At 57.4% G+C, this 14,109-nt stretch carries 11 protein-coding genes; 2 read left to right on the top strand and 9 right to left on the bottom strand.

Going from position 1 to position 14,109, the window contains the following annotated elements; translation table 11 throughout:
• Positions 1-24 precede the first annotated feature (24 nt).
• Genes aaeB through aaeX form a run of 3 tightly spaced genes read right to left on the bottom strand, consistent with a single transcriptional unit; the run spans position 25 to position 3,141 of the window.
• Positions 25-1,992 carry a p-hydroxybenzoic acid efflux pump subunit AaeB gene (gene aaeB, locus LLF79_RS11335; protein ID WP_139963960.1) on the bottom strand — a complete coding sequence of 656 codons (1,968 nt, stop codon included), beginning with the start codon at positions 1,990-1,992 and terminating at the stop codon, positions 25-27.
• Between the two features lie 5 nt (positions 1,993-1,997).
• Positions 1,998-2,930, bottom strand: a complete 933-nt coding sequence (gene aaeA, locus LLF79_RS11330; RefSeq protein WP_021242282.1) for a p-hydroxybenzoic acid efflux pump subunit AaeA — start codon at positions 2,928-2,930, stop codon at positions 1,998-2,000.
• Positions 2,931-2,937: 7 nt separating this feature from the next.
• Positions 2,938-3,141 (bottom strand): p-hydroxybenzoic acid efflux pump operon protein AaeX, encoded by a 204-nt coding sequence (aaeX, locus tag LLF79_RS11325; protein WP_003860416.1) that lies wholly within the window; start codon positions 3,139-3,141, stop codon positions 2,938-2,940.
• A gap of 179 nt (positions 3,142-3,320) precedes the next feature.
• Here aaeX and aaeR point away from each other — a divergent pair, with 179 nt between their 5' ends.
• Together aaeR and LLF79_RS11315 are read left to right on the top strand one after the other, a co-directional pair.
• Positions 3,321-4,247, top strand: a complete 927-nt coding sequence (gene aaeR / locus LLF79_RS11320) for an HTH-type transcriptional activator AaeR (RefSeq protein ID WP_008502843.1) — start codon at positions 3,321-3,323, stop codon at positions 4,245-4,247.
• Between the two features lie 219 nt (positions 4,248-4,466).
• A complete protein-coding gene (locus LLF79_RS11315; RefSeq protein ID WP_008502844.1) occupies positions 4,467-5,081 on the top strand; it encodes a YagU family protein in 615 nt (204 codons plus the stop codon).
• A gap of 46 nt (positions 5,082-5,127) precedes the next feature.
• Here the strand turns inward: LLF79_RS11315 and tldD are convergent, their stop codons facing one another.
• The 6 genes from tldD to mreC all read right to left on the bottom strand — a co-directional run bounded on the left by tldD (position 5,128) and on the right by mreC (position 14,063).
• Positions 5,128-6,573, bottom strand: a complete 1,446-nt coding sequence (tldD, locus tag LLF79_RS11310) for a metalloprotease TldD (protein ID WP_021242283.1) — start codon at positions 6,571-6,573, stop codon at positions 5,128-5,130.
• Between the two features lie 84 nt (positions 6,574-6,657).
• Complete coding sequence (gene yhdP / locus LLF79_RS11305; protein ID WP_227879546.1) at positions 6,658-10,455, bottom strand: AsmA2 domain-containing protein YhdP; 3,798 nt, start codon at positions 10,453-10,455, stop codon at positions 6,658-6,660.
• 41 nt (positions 10,456-10,496) lie between these two features.
• Positions 10,497-11,966 (bottom strand): ribonuclease G, encoded by a 1,470-nt coding sequence (gene rng, locus LLF79_RS11300; RefSeq protein WP_008502847.1) that lies wholly within the window; start codon positions 11,964-11,966, stop codon positions 10,497-10,499.
• Positions 11,956-12,549, bottom strand: coding sequence for a nucleoside triphosphate pyrophosphatase (locus LLF79_RS11295; protein WP_021242285.1), 594 nt, complete (start codon positions 12,547-12,549; stop codon positions 11,956-11,958). Before LLF79_RS11295 ends, rng begins: the two co-directional genes overlap by 11 nt.
• Positions 12,550-12,558: 9 nt before the next feature.
• Complete coding sequence (mreD, locus tag LLF79_RS11290) at positions 12,559-13,047, bottom strand: rod shape-determining protein MreD (protein WP_008502849.1); 489 nt, start codon at positions 13,045-13,047, stop codon at positions 12,559-12,561.
• On the bottom strand, positions 13,047-14,063 hold the full coding sequence (gene mreC / locus LLF79_RS11285; protein WP_008502850.1) for a rod shape-determining protein MreC: 1,017 nt from the start codon (positions 14,061-14,063) through the stop codon (positions 13,047-13,049). Before mreC ends, mreD begins: the two co-directional genes overlap by 1 nt.
• Positions 14,064-14,109: the final 46 nt, after the last annotated feature.

Raw genomic sequence — 14,109 nt, 5'->3', positions numbered from 1 at the left:
TTGGCGTCGGTTTTTTTACTTCAGTCAGCTATCCGTGAGGGCATTCTGGTAGCGATGCAGCATCAACACCAGCCGTCCTACCGGCTCGGTCACCTGAGGCGGCGCTTCCCAGGTTTTAAGCTTCTCCTGGTAGATATCAAGCTCTGCAAGCAGCTGCGTAAAGTAGCGACGTCGTTTGTCATCACTGCTGGCGGAAAGCACGTGGTCCGCGGTACGACGCAGCTGGCGGTGCCAGGCCGACAGATCGTTGTTGATCGGCACCGGCGCATTGCGCAGACGCTGGTGTGCAATGATCATGGTCAGCGCCAGGCGGAACTTCGCAATGTCGCCCGGGAACTTGTTCAGCAGTAAAAACAGCTGCTGGTAGAGCGCGGGCAGGTGGTTCTCTTTTCGACGCGCGGTGTTGGTTGTCATCGACGACACGGCGGCCGACACAAACTGGTTCAACAGCACGCGGCCCGTTCTTGCCTGCGAATTATCGCGGACCAGCAGAATCACCATCATCGCCAGGAAACAGCCCACCAGCTGACCTAACGCGCTGTCGAGGAACTGGCTGAAATGGAACGTCATCGGGTTATCCAGCACGATGATGTTAATCGTACTCGCCAGCGCCCCCAGCGATCCCAGACGCCGCTTTTGCACTTCTATACCGATAAAGAACGCCATCACCGCCAGGCTAATACAGAGCAGCAGCATGCTCTGCTGCGTCGACGGGATGATGACCAGAAAATAGAGCGCGCCGATCGGCAGGGCGGCAAGGGTGCCGTACAGGAAATCGATGGCGACCATACGCGGGTTAGGCAGACGCATCGCCAGTGCGGTCACGACGGCAATCATCACCATCGCGCCGCTGCCGGACGTCCAGCCCGTCCACAGCCAGAACAGCGTGCCGAGCATACAGGCAAGCGTCGTACGCCAGAAGTTGACCATCGCGTGATGGCGCTCGGCGGATTCCGGCTTGATCACCACTTCGCCCTGCAGTACCTCTTCTTCCGCCGCGCTGATTTTGGTATTCCCGATCACGCCGCGTTTCAGCAGCAGGTAGCGCGTCGCGGCGCCGACCCAGGTGTAGATCGTTACCGGCGTGTCACGTTCCCCTGTCCAGGCAATAACCCTGCGCATACGCTTAAGCTGCTTGTGCACGTCCTGCACCGTTTCCACTGGCTCAGCGAACAGTTCGCGGAACGTATCGGTGACCACTTCCGGGCGCGTGTTCTGAATCAGGTAGGTTTCACATGCCTGGGTAATCAGCGTTAACGAGACCGTATTAAGGGCTTTCAGACGACGGTTAGCGCGAGCCCAGCGTGACGACTCCATATTGAGATTGCTGCGCATCCCTTCCAGCGCCTGCGTGCGGCGAACCAGCCCGCTCCAGGCTTTATCCACCTCTTCGCTGTCGCCGTGTTTAATGCAGAGCTGCATCAGCTGGTACTGGGCGACAATCAGCGCATCAAGCTCACGGTCGACTTCCTGCTTGATGGAGCGCGGGGAGAACAGCAGGTCCGCGACAATTGCACTCACGATACCAATGACAATCTCACTGCATCGCTCCACCGCAAACTGCGGAGCCAGCAGCGGCTCGGACTGGATGGTGATGATAATAATCAGCGCGGTATAGCCCGCCAGACCCCAGGCATAGGAGTTCTCCACTTTCACCAGAGACGAGATCCAGGTGCAGAAGCCCGCCCAGATACAGCACACCATCAGCATCAGCAGCGGCGTGCGGATCATCAGGATAATAATGGTGAGCGCCGCGATACAGCCGATGAACGTCCCGATGATACGCAGCATTCCGCGATAGCGGATCGCGCCTGAATAGGGTTCCCCACCCGCGGCAAAGGCGGGACCCGCCGCGACAATCGCGGCCGTCAGCACTGCCCAGCGCGGGGTTTCAAGCTGGAAGTGGAAGCCAACAAACAGCGCCAGCACAATGGCACACGCCAGCTTCACGGCGAAGCGAATGTGCTGGCTGGCGATGGAAAAGATGCCCATAGCGATTAACCAAACTCGCGCAGACGGTGGGCGATTTTACGGAAGAACGAGTCCTGGCTGGCATCCCGATCTTTCTCACCGGTAATCACCACCGTCGCCGTGGTACCCGCAGGCCACAGATTGCCCTGCTGTTCATCCAGGTGGATACGGACCGGCACGCGCTGGGCCAGACGCACCCACTCGAGGTTGGAATCCACCGTTGCCATCCCTTTTGCATCACGCGAACTGCTGGAGTTGGTGACCCCTGCGGCGACGCTGTCGACGGTACCTTTAAAGACGCGGTTGCTGCCCAGCGGCGTGATTTCTGCCCGATAGCCGGGACGTACGCCTTCCAGCTTGGTCTCTTCCATATAGGCGAGTACATAGAAAGAGTTCTGTTTCACCAGCGCCACGGCGGTTGAGCCACGGGTAATGAATTCCCCGGCATAGACGTTAAGGTTGGTCACCCAGCCATCAGACGGCGCGCGGATCACGGTACGCTCCAGATCGAGCTTCGCCAGATCGCGCGTTGCTTCTGCTTTCGCCAGCTGGTGCAGCACGGTTTGCAGCACGTTGTTGGACTGGTCAATCTCTTCACGGGACATTGCCTGAACGCCAAGCTGATTACGGCGGCCCGCCTCACGGCGTTTCTCCGCAGCCAGCGCCTGGTAATAGGCCACGTCCGCTTCCGCCTCTTCCAGCGCTTTCTGGTAACGAGGCTGGTCGATGGTGAACAGAACCTGATCTTTTTTCACCAGCTGGTTATCGTGAACGTTAACCGCCGTGATAAGACCGGCCACGTCAGGGGCGATGGCCACCACATCGGCGCTGAAGCGAGCATCACGCGTCCACGGTGATTCGGTGTAATAGACCCAGGCGCGGAAAATGGCAATGAAGGCGAGGATAACCAGCGCCATGGTGATGGCAGTGCGGGAGATTTTTCTTGTTAGCGTTTTCACATCAACCTCAGACAAACATGCGCGATATCAGGTAAAACAGGCAGCAATACAGCGCGGTATTGAACAATGCAGGGTGCCAGACGAAATCGTAGATCCCGGTAGGGACCAGCACCTTGCGCACCAGCCAGAAGATCGCCAGTGATAAAAGAAGCTCGAAAAATATCGGTGGGAACGACAGACCGAACACCACGATAACGGGAAACAGACTCATGTTGACCTTGATAAGAGAGAGTGCAGGCTTCAGAATTTTTTAGCGCACGCCACCGCAGGAGAGCAAGAAACGCCGGGCGAGAATGGCGCAGCCGTTATGTAATTAATAATATATTAACGTAACTGTTATGCTGTTATCTATAATATGTGATCTAAATCACTTTTAAGCCAGAGTGAACAATGGAACGTTTAAAACGCATGTCAGTCTTCGCCAAAGTGGTTGAGCTGGGCTCCTTTACCGCCGCTGCACGCCAGCTTCAGATGAGCGTCTCCTCTATCAGCCAGACGGTGTCCAAACTGGAAGATGAGCTTCAGGTCAAGCTGCTCAACCGCAGTACCCGAAGCATTGGTCTGACGGAAGCGGGTAAAATTTACTATCAGGGCTGTCGTCGCATGCTTCTGGAAGTGCGGGATGTTCACGAACAGCTCTACGCCTTCAACAACACCCCCATCGGCACGCTCCGCATCGGGTGTTCTTCAACTATGGCACAAAATGTTCTCGCTGCCATGACGGCGGATATGCTGAAAGAGTACCCCGGGCTTACCGTCAATCTGGTGACGGGTATCCCGGCGCCGGATCTGATTGCCGACGGCCTGGACGTGGTGATCCGCGTCGGCGCGCTGCAGGATTCCAGCCTGTTCTCGCGTCGGCTGGGCAGCATGCCGATGGTCGTCTGCGCTTCGAAGAGCTATCTGGCCCAGTACGGTGTGCCGGAGAAACCCGCCGATCTCACCAACCACTCGTGGCTGGAGTACAGCGTGCGGCCCGACAATGAATTTGAGCTGATTGCCCCGGAAGGGATCTCCACCAAACTGCTGCCGGAGGGGCGGTTTGTCACTAACGACCCCATGACCATTTCGCGCTGGCTGGTGGCTGGCGCCGGGATCGCCTACGTGCCGCTGATGTGGGTGATCAACGAAATTAACAGCGGCGTGCTGGAGATCCTCTTCCCGCGCTACCAATCCGATCCGCGTCCGGTGTACGCCCTGTATACCGAAAAAGACAAGCTCCCGCTGAAAGTCCAGGTGTGCATTAACTATCTGACCGAGTATTTTGTGGACGTGGCGGAGCTGTTTCAGGGGATGCGGGGAAGACGAAAGGAATAATCCATTTATTCCAGAACGTATAGGACCGATGAATATTCCCAGGATGAATCCCGTATTCATTCAGGAATATTCCTTCGCCACTATCAGGAATAGCTAATTGACACTACCGCCATCAGCCCATTACTTTATATGCAGTCTGCTCGTCAGGCTGTTATTAATTTGTTGCTGATATGAATAATAAAATGTATTTCGCAGGATGACGTTAAACAAGGAAAAGAAATGAATCTATTTGAACAAACACCGCCTTCACGCAGGCGCTATGGACTCGCCGCGTTCATCGGTTTAATTGCAGGGATCGTCTCCGCTTTTGTCAAATGGGGAGCCGAAGTGCCGCTTCCGCCACGCAGCCCCGCCGACTTATTCACCGGCGCATGCGGACCTGAGCAATTAATAAGAGCAGCAGGTCAGATTGACTGCTCCCGCAATTTTTTAAATCCTCCCTATGTATTTTTACGTGACTGGCTTGGCGTTGTCGATCCTAACGCAGCAGTTTATACATTTGCCGGACATATATTTAACTGGGTCGGCGTAACGCATATTATTTTCTCCATCGTCTTCGCTGTTGGCTATTGTGTCGTGGCTGAAGTCTTCCCGAAAATTAAACTCTGGCAGGGTTTGCTGGCGGGTGCGTTAGCTCAGCTCTTTGTGCATATGATCTCCTTCCCGCTGATGGGGCTTACGCCGCCGCTGTTTGAGCTGCCGTGGTATGAACACGTTTCAGAGATCGTAGGCCATCTGGTCTGGTTCTGGTCGATCGAAATTATTCGTCGTGACTTGCGTAACCGCATCACACACGAGCCGGATCCGGAGATACCGCTGGGTAACTTACGTTAAAAAAAAGGCGCTACATCTGTAGCGCCTTTTTTTATGTTTGCTCAGGTCAGGCTGTGCCGCCCACCGTCAGGTTGTCTACTTTCAGCGTTGGCTGGCCCACGCCCACCGGCAGGCTCTGGCCCTCTTTACCGCAGACGCCCACGCCGTTATCCAGCTTGAGATCGTTACCGACCATGGAGATCTGCTGCATGGCTTCAATACCGGAGCCGATCAGCGTTGCACCTTTCACCGCTTTGGTCACTTTGCCCTTTTCGATCAGATACGCTTCTGAGGTAGAGAAGACAAACTTACCGGAGGTGATATCCACCTGGCCGCCGCCAAAGTTAGGCGCAAAGATACCGTAATCAACGGATTCGATAATCTCCTGCGGCGTGGATTTGCCCGGCAGCATGTAGGTATTGGTCATGCGCGGCATCGGCAGGTGCGCGTAGGACTCACGACGGCCGTTACCCGTTGGCGCAACGCCCATCAGGCGCGCGTTGAGTTTGTCCTGCATGTAGCCTTTCAGCACGCCGTTTTCGATCAGCACGTTGTACTGGCCGGGCGTACCTTCATCGTCGATAGCCACCGAGCCGCGACGATCGCGCATGGTGCCATCATCCACCACGGTACACAGTTCAGAGGAGACAAGTTGACCAATCTGACCGCTGAATACCGACGTTCCGCGACGGTTAAAGTCGCCTTCCAGACCATGGCCCACCGCCTCATGCAGCAGCACGCCCGGCCAGCCAGCACCCAGCACCACCGGGAATGAACCCGCCGGCGCCGCGACGGCATTCAGATTCACCAGCGCCATGCGCACGGCTTCTTTTGCCCACGCGTCAGCGCGCGCTTCACCGTCAACGTCGCCCAGGAACCAGTCATAGCCAAAACGACCGCCGCCGCCGCTTGAACCGCGCTCGCGTTTGCCGTCCTCATCAACCTGCACGCTGATAGAGAGACGCACCAGCGGACGGACATCTGCCGCCAGGGTACCGTCCGTTGCCGCCACCAGAATCAGTTCATACACACCGCTCAGGCTGGCTGAAACTTCCTGCACGCGTTTATCTGCCGCGCGCGCCACTTTGTCCACGCGGCGCAGGATATCCAGCTTCTCTTCACGGCTCATGCTCTGCAGCGGATCGATGCTGGTATAGAGCGCAGAGTGCTGCACTTCTCCCAGGGTTTTCACGCGACCATCGCCGGTATCACGCACAATGGTGCGCGCGGCCTGCGCGCTCTGCTCAAGTGCGGCGAGGCTAATCTGATCGGCATACGCAAAACCGGTTTTCTCCCCGCTGACGGCGCGGACGCCAACGCCCTGGTCGATGTTATAAGAGCCATCTTTAATGATGCTGTCTTCTAAAACCCAGGATTCGTGATAGCTCGACTGGAAATAAAGGTCGCCGTAGTCGAGACGGCGTTCGGTCAGTTGACCAAGAATGGAGAACAGGTCCTGATGGTTCAGGCCGTTCGCTGCGAGCAAATGTTCACTTACCAGGTTCAGACTCATCGTATTGCTACTCGTTCGTTGCCGCCCGTGGCGGTATAAAGATCGTATTTATTGAGAGTGAGGCAATTACCTGCCCACGTCAAATCATTGCTGTGCATCTTTGCGCGGCTGGCGCAGCACCTCGTTAATCTGCGGTTTATCGACCGGACCGGTAATGCGGTAGCGCAGAATGGAGACCTTGCTCCACAGCGGCCCCAGCACTTTGCTGGCGGCAAACACCGCCGCACCGACAATCGGGTTCACCACGAAGGCCGCCGCAACGCCCACGCTCGCGGAAATTTCCGGCGCCACCACGGCTTCCATATCCAGCTCGCGGCGCACGAGGTTGACCGAGCCTTTCATGGCGATATCCGCTTCCAGGCCATCCACCAGCGTATCGTCCGTATGCAGAACGCCGTCCTTGATCCACGCCGTACTGCGGATGGAATCGTAGTAGAACCCTTCGCTGAAGGTATCGCTGAAATCGAAGCGCAGCTTGCGCAGCAGCGCATCAAAACTCAGCAGGCGCAGGATCTGCCCGGCGCGCCCCGTGCTCACGTCGGCGATTTCACCTTTGCCGAAGCGGGTTTTCAGAATGCCGTTCAGCGAGGCCTCATCCGGCTTCCACGGGGCGTCGCGCCAGTGAAGATCGTAATCGACGTCAAATGACGAACCGCGCAGCGGCGTGCTGATGCCAAAGAAATTGGCTGCCGCATCCAGTTTGTTGCCTTTAATGTCTCCCTTGAGGGACGTTCGCTGCTCGCCCGGATTATTCACCCATTCCCCGCCTGCCGTCATGCGGCCAAAGCCGGTGTCGATCAATCCACCGGTGAGCGTAAGCGTATTTCCCTGAATGGCAAAATCACCGTCGATACGGCCATATTTCTGTCCCCACAGCCAGCACTCCGCGCAGCGCAGCTGGAGATCGGGCCAGCCGCTAAAGTCGACGCGGGAGGTTTGACTCAGCGGCGAGGTATCCGCCGGTTTATCTTTACTCGCGGCGGCCGGGTTGTAGTAGAGATAGCGGATCGCCGCCTGCCACGGCGCGTGATTGCGCATGGTCAGCGTGCCGTTGATCTCCCGGCCCTGGGCCTCCACTTTCGTACCGTTAGCAGCGGGCTGCGAGACAATACTCAGGTTGTTCCACTGCTGCCCACCCAGCATCAGCGACGGCGTGCGTACGGTAATGGTTTGCGGGAACTGCGCGGTTTCATCAACGTTTTGCCCAACGCCTTTCTGGAACAACGCCAGCCACTCTGCACCGTCCATCGGCGGCAGATTCAGCTCAACGCCCGTCTGCTCTGGCAGCGGCGGCGTGGAGCGGCTATCCGTCGTCCAGATGGCCCTGTCGAGGGTGAGCTTGCGGTTAAGCAGCCAGCGGCTGTTGAAGTGGTTCGTCCCGCCCGCGTTTCCAGTCAGCGCGAAGCTGTTCAGGTTGCCCTCGACGTTCAGCTTCACCGGCAGCGGCTGTCCGGCCTGTTTATCCAGCGGCGCAGGCAGCTGGCTTCGAAGATTCTTCAGATCCCCCGAGATGTCGACCTTGTACTGGGCACCCGCGTGATAAGGCAGGTCGATTGCCACTTTACCCTGCCAGGCGACCGCCCCCTCCACCGACGCCTCAATCGGCTTCGGCAGGACATCCATTCGCGCTGGCTGCCAGTTACCGTCCAGATTGACGGCCACCTGATACGCCTTTTCACCCTCTGTGGTCGTGAAGTCGATATTCACGGGCTGATTAAACCAGCTGGCGGTCAGCGGCTCGCTCTTCAGGTTACCGTTCTCAAAGCTGAACTGCCCGCTGAGATTTTTCAGGGTGCTCTCAAGGGGTTTAATGTACAGACTGTTGTTCTTCAGACGGACGTCGCCTTTCGCGGTGGTCATCTCACCGTCCAGCGGGATATCAAGATGTAAGCGAGCATTCACATCGCCATCAAGCTGCAGCTGCTGAAGCGTCGCCGCCAGCGACTCTTTCAGGGGGGTCTCCTCAAAGTACGGTCCCACCGCCTTGCCGGGACCGTTGATGTCGGCATCAATCAGCAGCTTCTCTTTTGAGTAGTCCGGAATGTTGGCCGTCAGGTTGCTGGCCGTCACGCCGCCCAGCGCCACGCTGTCGGACTTCATCCACAGGCCGTCATTGAGGAAGTTAAGTTCGATATCCAGGTTTTTCAGCGCGGGCCAGCCCGGCTGGAACGCGAAGGTGGCGTCATGCAGCGGCACCAGCACCTGGAACTGACCTTCATTATGTTTGTACGGGAACAGATGGGGGTTACCGCCGTAGACCAGCGTGGCGTTTTCCGCCTGACCCCCCTGAATCGCGCCGCTCAGATAGTCGACCAGCGCTTTACCCATCAGGTTTTCCGGGAAATAGCGCCAGGCCTGCGAGCCATCATCGGTACTGATTCCGGCCAGAATACCCAGCCACGGCTCGTCCCCCTGCGGTTGCAGATAGCGGAAGTCACCCCGCGCGTGTACCGCTTTAGCTTTGACATCGATATGGCGACCATCGAGCTGGAAGCCCTTATCGTTACGGAGCCAGTTAAGCACTGCGTTGCCCTGTTCGATTTCCAGCGGCGCGCGGAAGACCGTCTCGTACGGCATTCTGGCGTCGTGCATATCAACCGTCAGCCTGCCGTTCTCCACGCTGCCTTCCAGCTTGCCGCTAAAGTGCTCCGCACCCGGCAGCAGCTTCCACTGCTTCCAGGCAAGATCTTTCCATGTTGCCTGGAAACGGGTTTTTTCCGTCGCCTGAAGCGGGATATCCAGCGCCAGAGAATCGATCTTTCCGCTCGGCTGCGTAGCCAGCCAGATCTCGCCCAGGTCTGGAGAGAGCTTTGCCGCCATTGAGCGCAGCCCTTCAATGGCGGCCAAATCCAGGTTGCTGGCGCGGATGCGCAGCTCGTCGCTGCGTTTACTGGCCGTGCCGCCAACGTCCTGCTCCGGCATCCAGGCCAGCGTCAGCGCACCGCGCGGCCACGGCTTGCCGTCCATCGCGATCCGCGTATCGGGAATGGCAAACTGCCAGCCTTCTTTCTCCTGCGTCACGTGGGCGGTGAGGTTATCGACGGAAAGCTGATGCTGTTGTTTTTCGCCTTTCCAGCTCGCGCCCCCCTGCTTGAGCCAGATATCGCCGCTGGCAAATTCGCCTTTCGTCAGGGTCAACCAGCCTTCAAGGCTGAATCGGGCCGTTTCCAGCTGCATATTCTGCTGGAGCCAGTCGCCCAGCCACGGTTTGACGTCCACATCGTCGGCCTGCAGCCAGACTTTGCCGTTATTTAGCAGGCCGTCATCGTCACGCAGATCCATGCGCACCTGCATCACGCCGTGCTGACCGTTCAGGCTGGAGAGACTCACCTGCCCCTCAGCGCGGTGCCGGTTCCTGCCGTTGAGCCAGGTCAGCTGGGGGATCGCCAGTTCCGCACGCTGGCCGGAAAGGGTAATAAAGCTCACTTCGCTGTCGCGCAGATCGAAATGATCGAACTGGCGCAGGAAAAGATCGCTGAAACGGTTGGCCTCAAGCCCCTGGCTGCTGTCGCCGCCGGAGATGGGCGTATTGGTCAGAAACTGAAGCTGATAAAAGGTGAGATCGCGAAACTGCCAGCGCAGATGCAGCAGGCTTTGCCAGACGTCCAGCGCCAGGGTCACGCGTTTGATTTTGAGGTGGCCGCCATCTTTCAGGCTGGCGTTGATATCCCGCACATCGAGCGTCGGGCCAAAATTCTGCCAGTTGGCGCTTACCTGGCTGACGTTCACCGGAACGCCGGTGGTGGATTCGATTTTTGCCAGCAGCTGCGGACGCCAGCTGTCCAGATGCGGTAAAACGAGGCGTAGCCCGCTCACGAGCAACGCGACAATCACGACCAGCGTTGCCCCTGTAAGCAATAAAATCCCCGGCAATCGCCTCACGCATCTCTCCTTGTCAGCATTCGTCACGCAGCGTACTGCGCTTACATCATCACGACGTCAAACTGCTCCTGGTTATAGAGCGGTTCAATTTGTACTTTTACCTGTTTGCCGACAAAGATTTCCACTTCCGCCAGCGCGTGTGACTCTTCGCCTTTCAGCGCTTCAGCCACCGCAGGGGAAGCATAGACCAGAAAACGATCGGAGTCGTAGGCATGATGCACACGCACAATTTCACGCATGATCTCGTAGCAGACGGTCTCAACCGTCTTTACCGTTCCGCGTCCATGGCAGGTCGGGCATTCATTACACAGCACATGCTCCACGCTCTCGCGGGTACGCTTACGCGTCATTTCCACCAGCCCCAGCTGTGAGAAGCCGTTGATGCTGGTTTTCACGCGATCTTTACTCAGGGCCTGCTCAAGCGAGTGCAGCACGCGGCGGCGATGGTCTTCATTACTCATATCGATGAAGTCGATGATGATAATGCCGCCCAGATTGCGCAGACGAAGCTGGCGCGCAATGGCCTGCGTGGCCTCGATGTTGGTGTTGAAGATGGTGTCATCCAGGTTGCGATGGCCGACGAACGCGCCGGTGTTGATATCGACGGTGGTCATCGCTTCGGTCTGATCGATGATCAGATAGCCGCCGGACTTCAGTTCAACCTTACGCTCCAGGGCACGCTGGATCTCGTTTTCGACATCATAGAGATCGAAGATCGGCTGACGCCCGGTGTAGTGCTCCAGCAGGCCTGGCATCTCCGGGATATATTCAGCGGTAAACTCCAGCAGCGCTTCATACGTCAGGCGGGAATCCACGCGAATGCGGTCGAGCTGCGCGTCGGCAAAGTCACGCAGCACCCGCTGTGCCAGCGCCAGCTCACCATAGAGCTGATAGCGGGTCTGGTTGCGTTTTTTACGCTCCATCACTTTTGTCCAGACGCGCTTCAGGTAAGCCGCATCTGACGCCAGGTCTTCCTCGCTGATCCCTTCCGCGGCGGTGCGGATGATAAATCCGCCCTGTTCATCGCAGTAGGCGCTGACGACTTTCTTCAGGCGCTCGCGCTCGCTTTCGCTCTCAATACGCTGCGAAACGCCCACGTGCGACGCGCCGGGCATAAAGACCAGATAGCGGGAAGGTAAGGTGATATCGGTGGTCAGACGGGCGCCTTTGGTACCAAGAGGATCTTTCACCACCTGCACCATTAAGTCCTGCCCCTGACGCACCAGTTCAGAAATGTCGCGCACGGCAAACTGTTTTTGCTCTTCGCCCGCGACGCACTCGGTGTGCGGCATGATGTCGGAGGCATGTAAAAATGCCGCCTTATCCAGTCCAATATCTACAAAAGCCGCCTGCATACCCGGCAGTACACGACTGACACGACCTTTGTAGATATTGCCTACTATTCCGCGCCGCGCTTCACGCTCAATATGAATTTCCTGAAGAATGCCACCGTCAATATAGGCCACACGGGTTTCCGATGGCGTTACGTTTACCAGCAATTCAGCCGTCATAATTATCCCTTCCCTCACGCAGTGAGTTAAAATTGCTCAGCAACTCATACGTTTCCACCAGCGGTAAGCCGACTACGGCGTGATAGCTGCCATGAATCTTCCTGACAAAACAGCCACCCAGCCCCTGAATACCGTATGCACCTGCTTTATCCATCGGTTCACCGCTGGCAATATAAGCGGCGATCTCGTCGTCGGTAAGTACTCTGAACGTGACATCCGTCACCACCAGGCAATCCAGCACGTGCTGGCGGTCCGCCAGCGCGACGGCCGTCATCACCTGATGCGTTTGCCCGGACATTTTGCGCAGCATGCGCGCCGCGTGTTCGGCGTCATGCGGTTTCTCCAGCACTTCACCGTTAAGGATAACGATGGTATCAGCTCCCAGCACGGGCAGATCGCGCGGCACGCAGGCCACGCCCGCCTGCGCTTTCTCGCGCGCCAGACGTGACACGTACTGTTGAGCACTTTCGCCCTCAGCACGTTTTTCTTCAATGCCGGTCACGATGCGTTCAAAAGAGACCCCAAGCTGCGTCAGGAGTTCCTGACGGCGCGGGGAGCCGGAAGCGAGATACAAAGACGTCATAGAAACCTTTTATTGCACAGCAAACTGCTGGCGAACCTTACGCATCAGCAGGAATAGCCACGGCCAGAGCACACCGTTTACTACACTACTCCAGAACACTTCCGGTCGGAAAGAGACGTTGATCACTAAAAACTCTGCCCAGAAAACAACGATATCCGCAGCAAGCGACAACAGCATCACGACCAGGGCCTGTTGCCAGAGCGCGAGGTTACGGAAGAGCTGGAATTTCAGTGCGACGAGGTACGCAATAATGCTCATGGACAAGGCGCGTACGCCCAGCGTAGAGCCACTAATGAGATCCAGTATGGCACCCATCACAAAACCCGTGCCGACATTTACGCGATGCGGCAGGGCAAGGATCCAGTAGAGCAAAATGAGCAAGACCCAGTTTGGCCGGAAAACGAGAATGTTATCCGGCCAGGGCATAATCTGCAGCAACAGTGCAATGAGGAACGAGAGCCAGATGACCCAGCGTCCCTGGCTACGATAGCTTGCCACTACTGCCCTCCCGAAGAGAGTTTAGGCGGTGGCGGCGCATCCGGCAGCGGCTGCGTTAACCCCGTTGCCGGTGCCGGGACTGGCGCAGGCGGCCCCATAGAGTCCGCTGGCGGCAGAACCTGCGGCATCATCTGCATCAGGCGTTCATTTGCCACACGATGGACCTCTTCAGGCGTCATCGGGTTAGTACCGTTACGATCGGCGCCCCACAGCAGCAGCAGGTAGCGCAGACGCTGTAAACCGGCGGTTGGACGCGCCTGAATCACGGTATAGGCACGCTGCGTATCCAGCTTCACCGAAGAGACCACCGCAACCGGATAGCCTTCAGGGAAGCGGCCACCCAGACCGGAGGTCACCAGCACGTCGCCCACGCGGATATCCGTGTTGGCCGGCAGGTGTTCCAGCTGCAGATCGTCCGTACAGCCGTTCCCGGCCGCAATCACGCGGATGTCGTTGCGCAGCACCTGGATCGGCAGCGCATGCGTGGCGTCGCAAATCAGCAGCACGCGGCTGGTCAGTTTGGCGACGGCAACAACCTGGCCTACTACGCCTTTATCACTGATGACGGGCTGGCCTTCATACACCCCGTTGACGCTCCCTTTGTCGATCACAACCTGATCGCTGTAAGGGTCGTTCACGGTGGAGATCACCTGGGTAACCATCTTCTGCTCATCCTGACGCAGCGGCGAGCCGAGCAGCTCACGCAGACGCGCGTTTTCCTGCTTGTATTGCCCCAGCATCAGAAGTTCGCTGTTTTTCAGCAGCAGTTCCTGGCGTAATGCCCGGTTTTCAAGTTCGAGCTGGTCTCGTGAAGACAGCGTTTGAGAAACGGAGTCGAGCAGTTCACGGGGACCATTTGATATAAAGTAGAAAGGACTGACGGCGGTATCCATGTACGTTCGGATCTGGCTGAACGTACCGAGGCGGCTATCGGCAATAATGACCCCAAGCGCAACCAGAACCGCCAGAATGAGGCGAAACTGTAGCGATGGGCCACGGCTAAAAATTGGCTTCATAGGCTATGCGTATTCTCGCGTCAGAGAGAAAGGGTAGCAAATTGCT

The organism is Enterobacter cloacae complex sp. 2021EL-01169, from assembly GCF_020733125.1.
GTDB lineage: Bacteria > Pseudomonadota > Gammaproteobacteria > Enterobacterales > Enterobacteriaceae > Enterobacter > Enterobacter roggenkampii.
Note: the sequence above shows the minus strand (reverse complement) of the source record. Positions and strands in the feature narration are given on the sequence as shown.

What these genes read in the sequence shown, in the direction of transcription:
- tldD (WP_021242283.1), bottom strand. Translation starts at nt 6,573, where the DNA reads ATGAGTCTGAACCTGGTAAGTGAACATTTGCTCGCAGCGAACGGCCTG.
- aaeX (WP_003860416.1), bottom strand. Translation starts at nt 3,141, where the DNA reads ATGAGTCTGTTTCCCGTTATCGTGGTGTTCGGTCTGTCGTTCCCACCG.
- LLF79_RS11295 (WP_021242285.1), bottom strand. Translation starts at nt 12,549, where the DNA reads ATGACGTCTTTGTATCTCGCTTCCGGCTCCCCGCGCCGTCAGGAACTC.
- aaeB (WP_139963960.1), bottom strand. Translation starts at nt 1,992, where the DNA reads ATGGGCATCTTTTCCATCGCCAGCCAGCACATTCGCTTCGCCGTGAAG.
- rng (WP_008502847.1), bottom strand. Translation starts at nt 11,966, where the DNA reads ATGACGGCTGAATTGCTGGTAAACGTAACGCCATCGGAAACCCGTGTG.
- LLF79_RS11315 (WP_008502844.1), top strand. Translation starts at nt 4,467, where the DNA reads ATGAATCTATTTGAACAAACACCGCCTTCACGCAGGCGCTATGGACTC.
- mreC (WP_008502850.1), bottom strand. Translation starts at nt 14,063, where the DNA reads ATGAAGCCAATTTTTAGCCGTGGCCCATCGCTACAGTTTCGCCTCATT.
- aaeR (WP_008502843.1), top strand. Translation starts at nt 3,321, where the DNA reads ATGGAACGTTTAAAACGCATGTCAGTCTTCGCCAAAGTGGTTGAGCTG.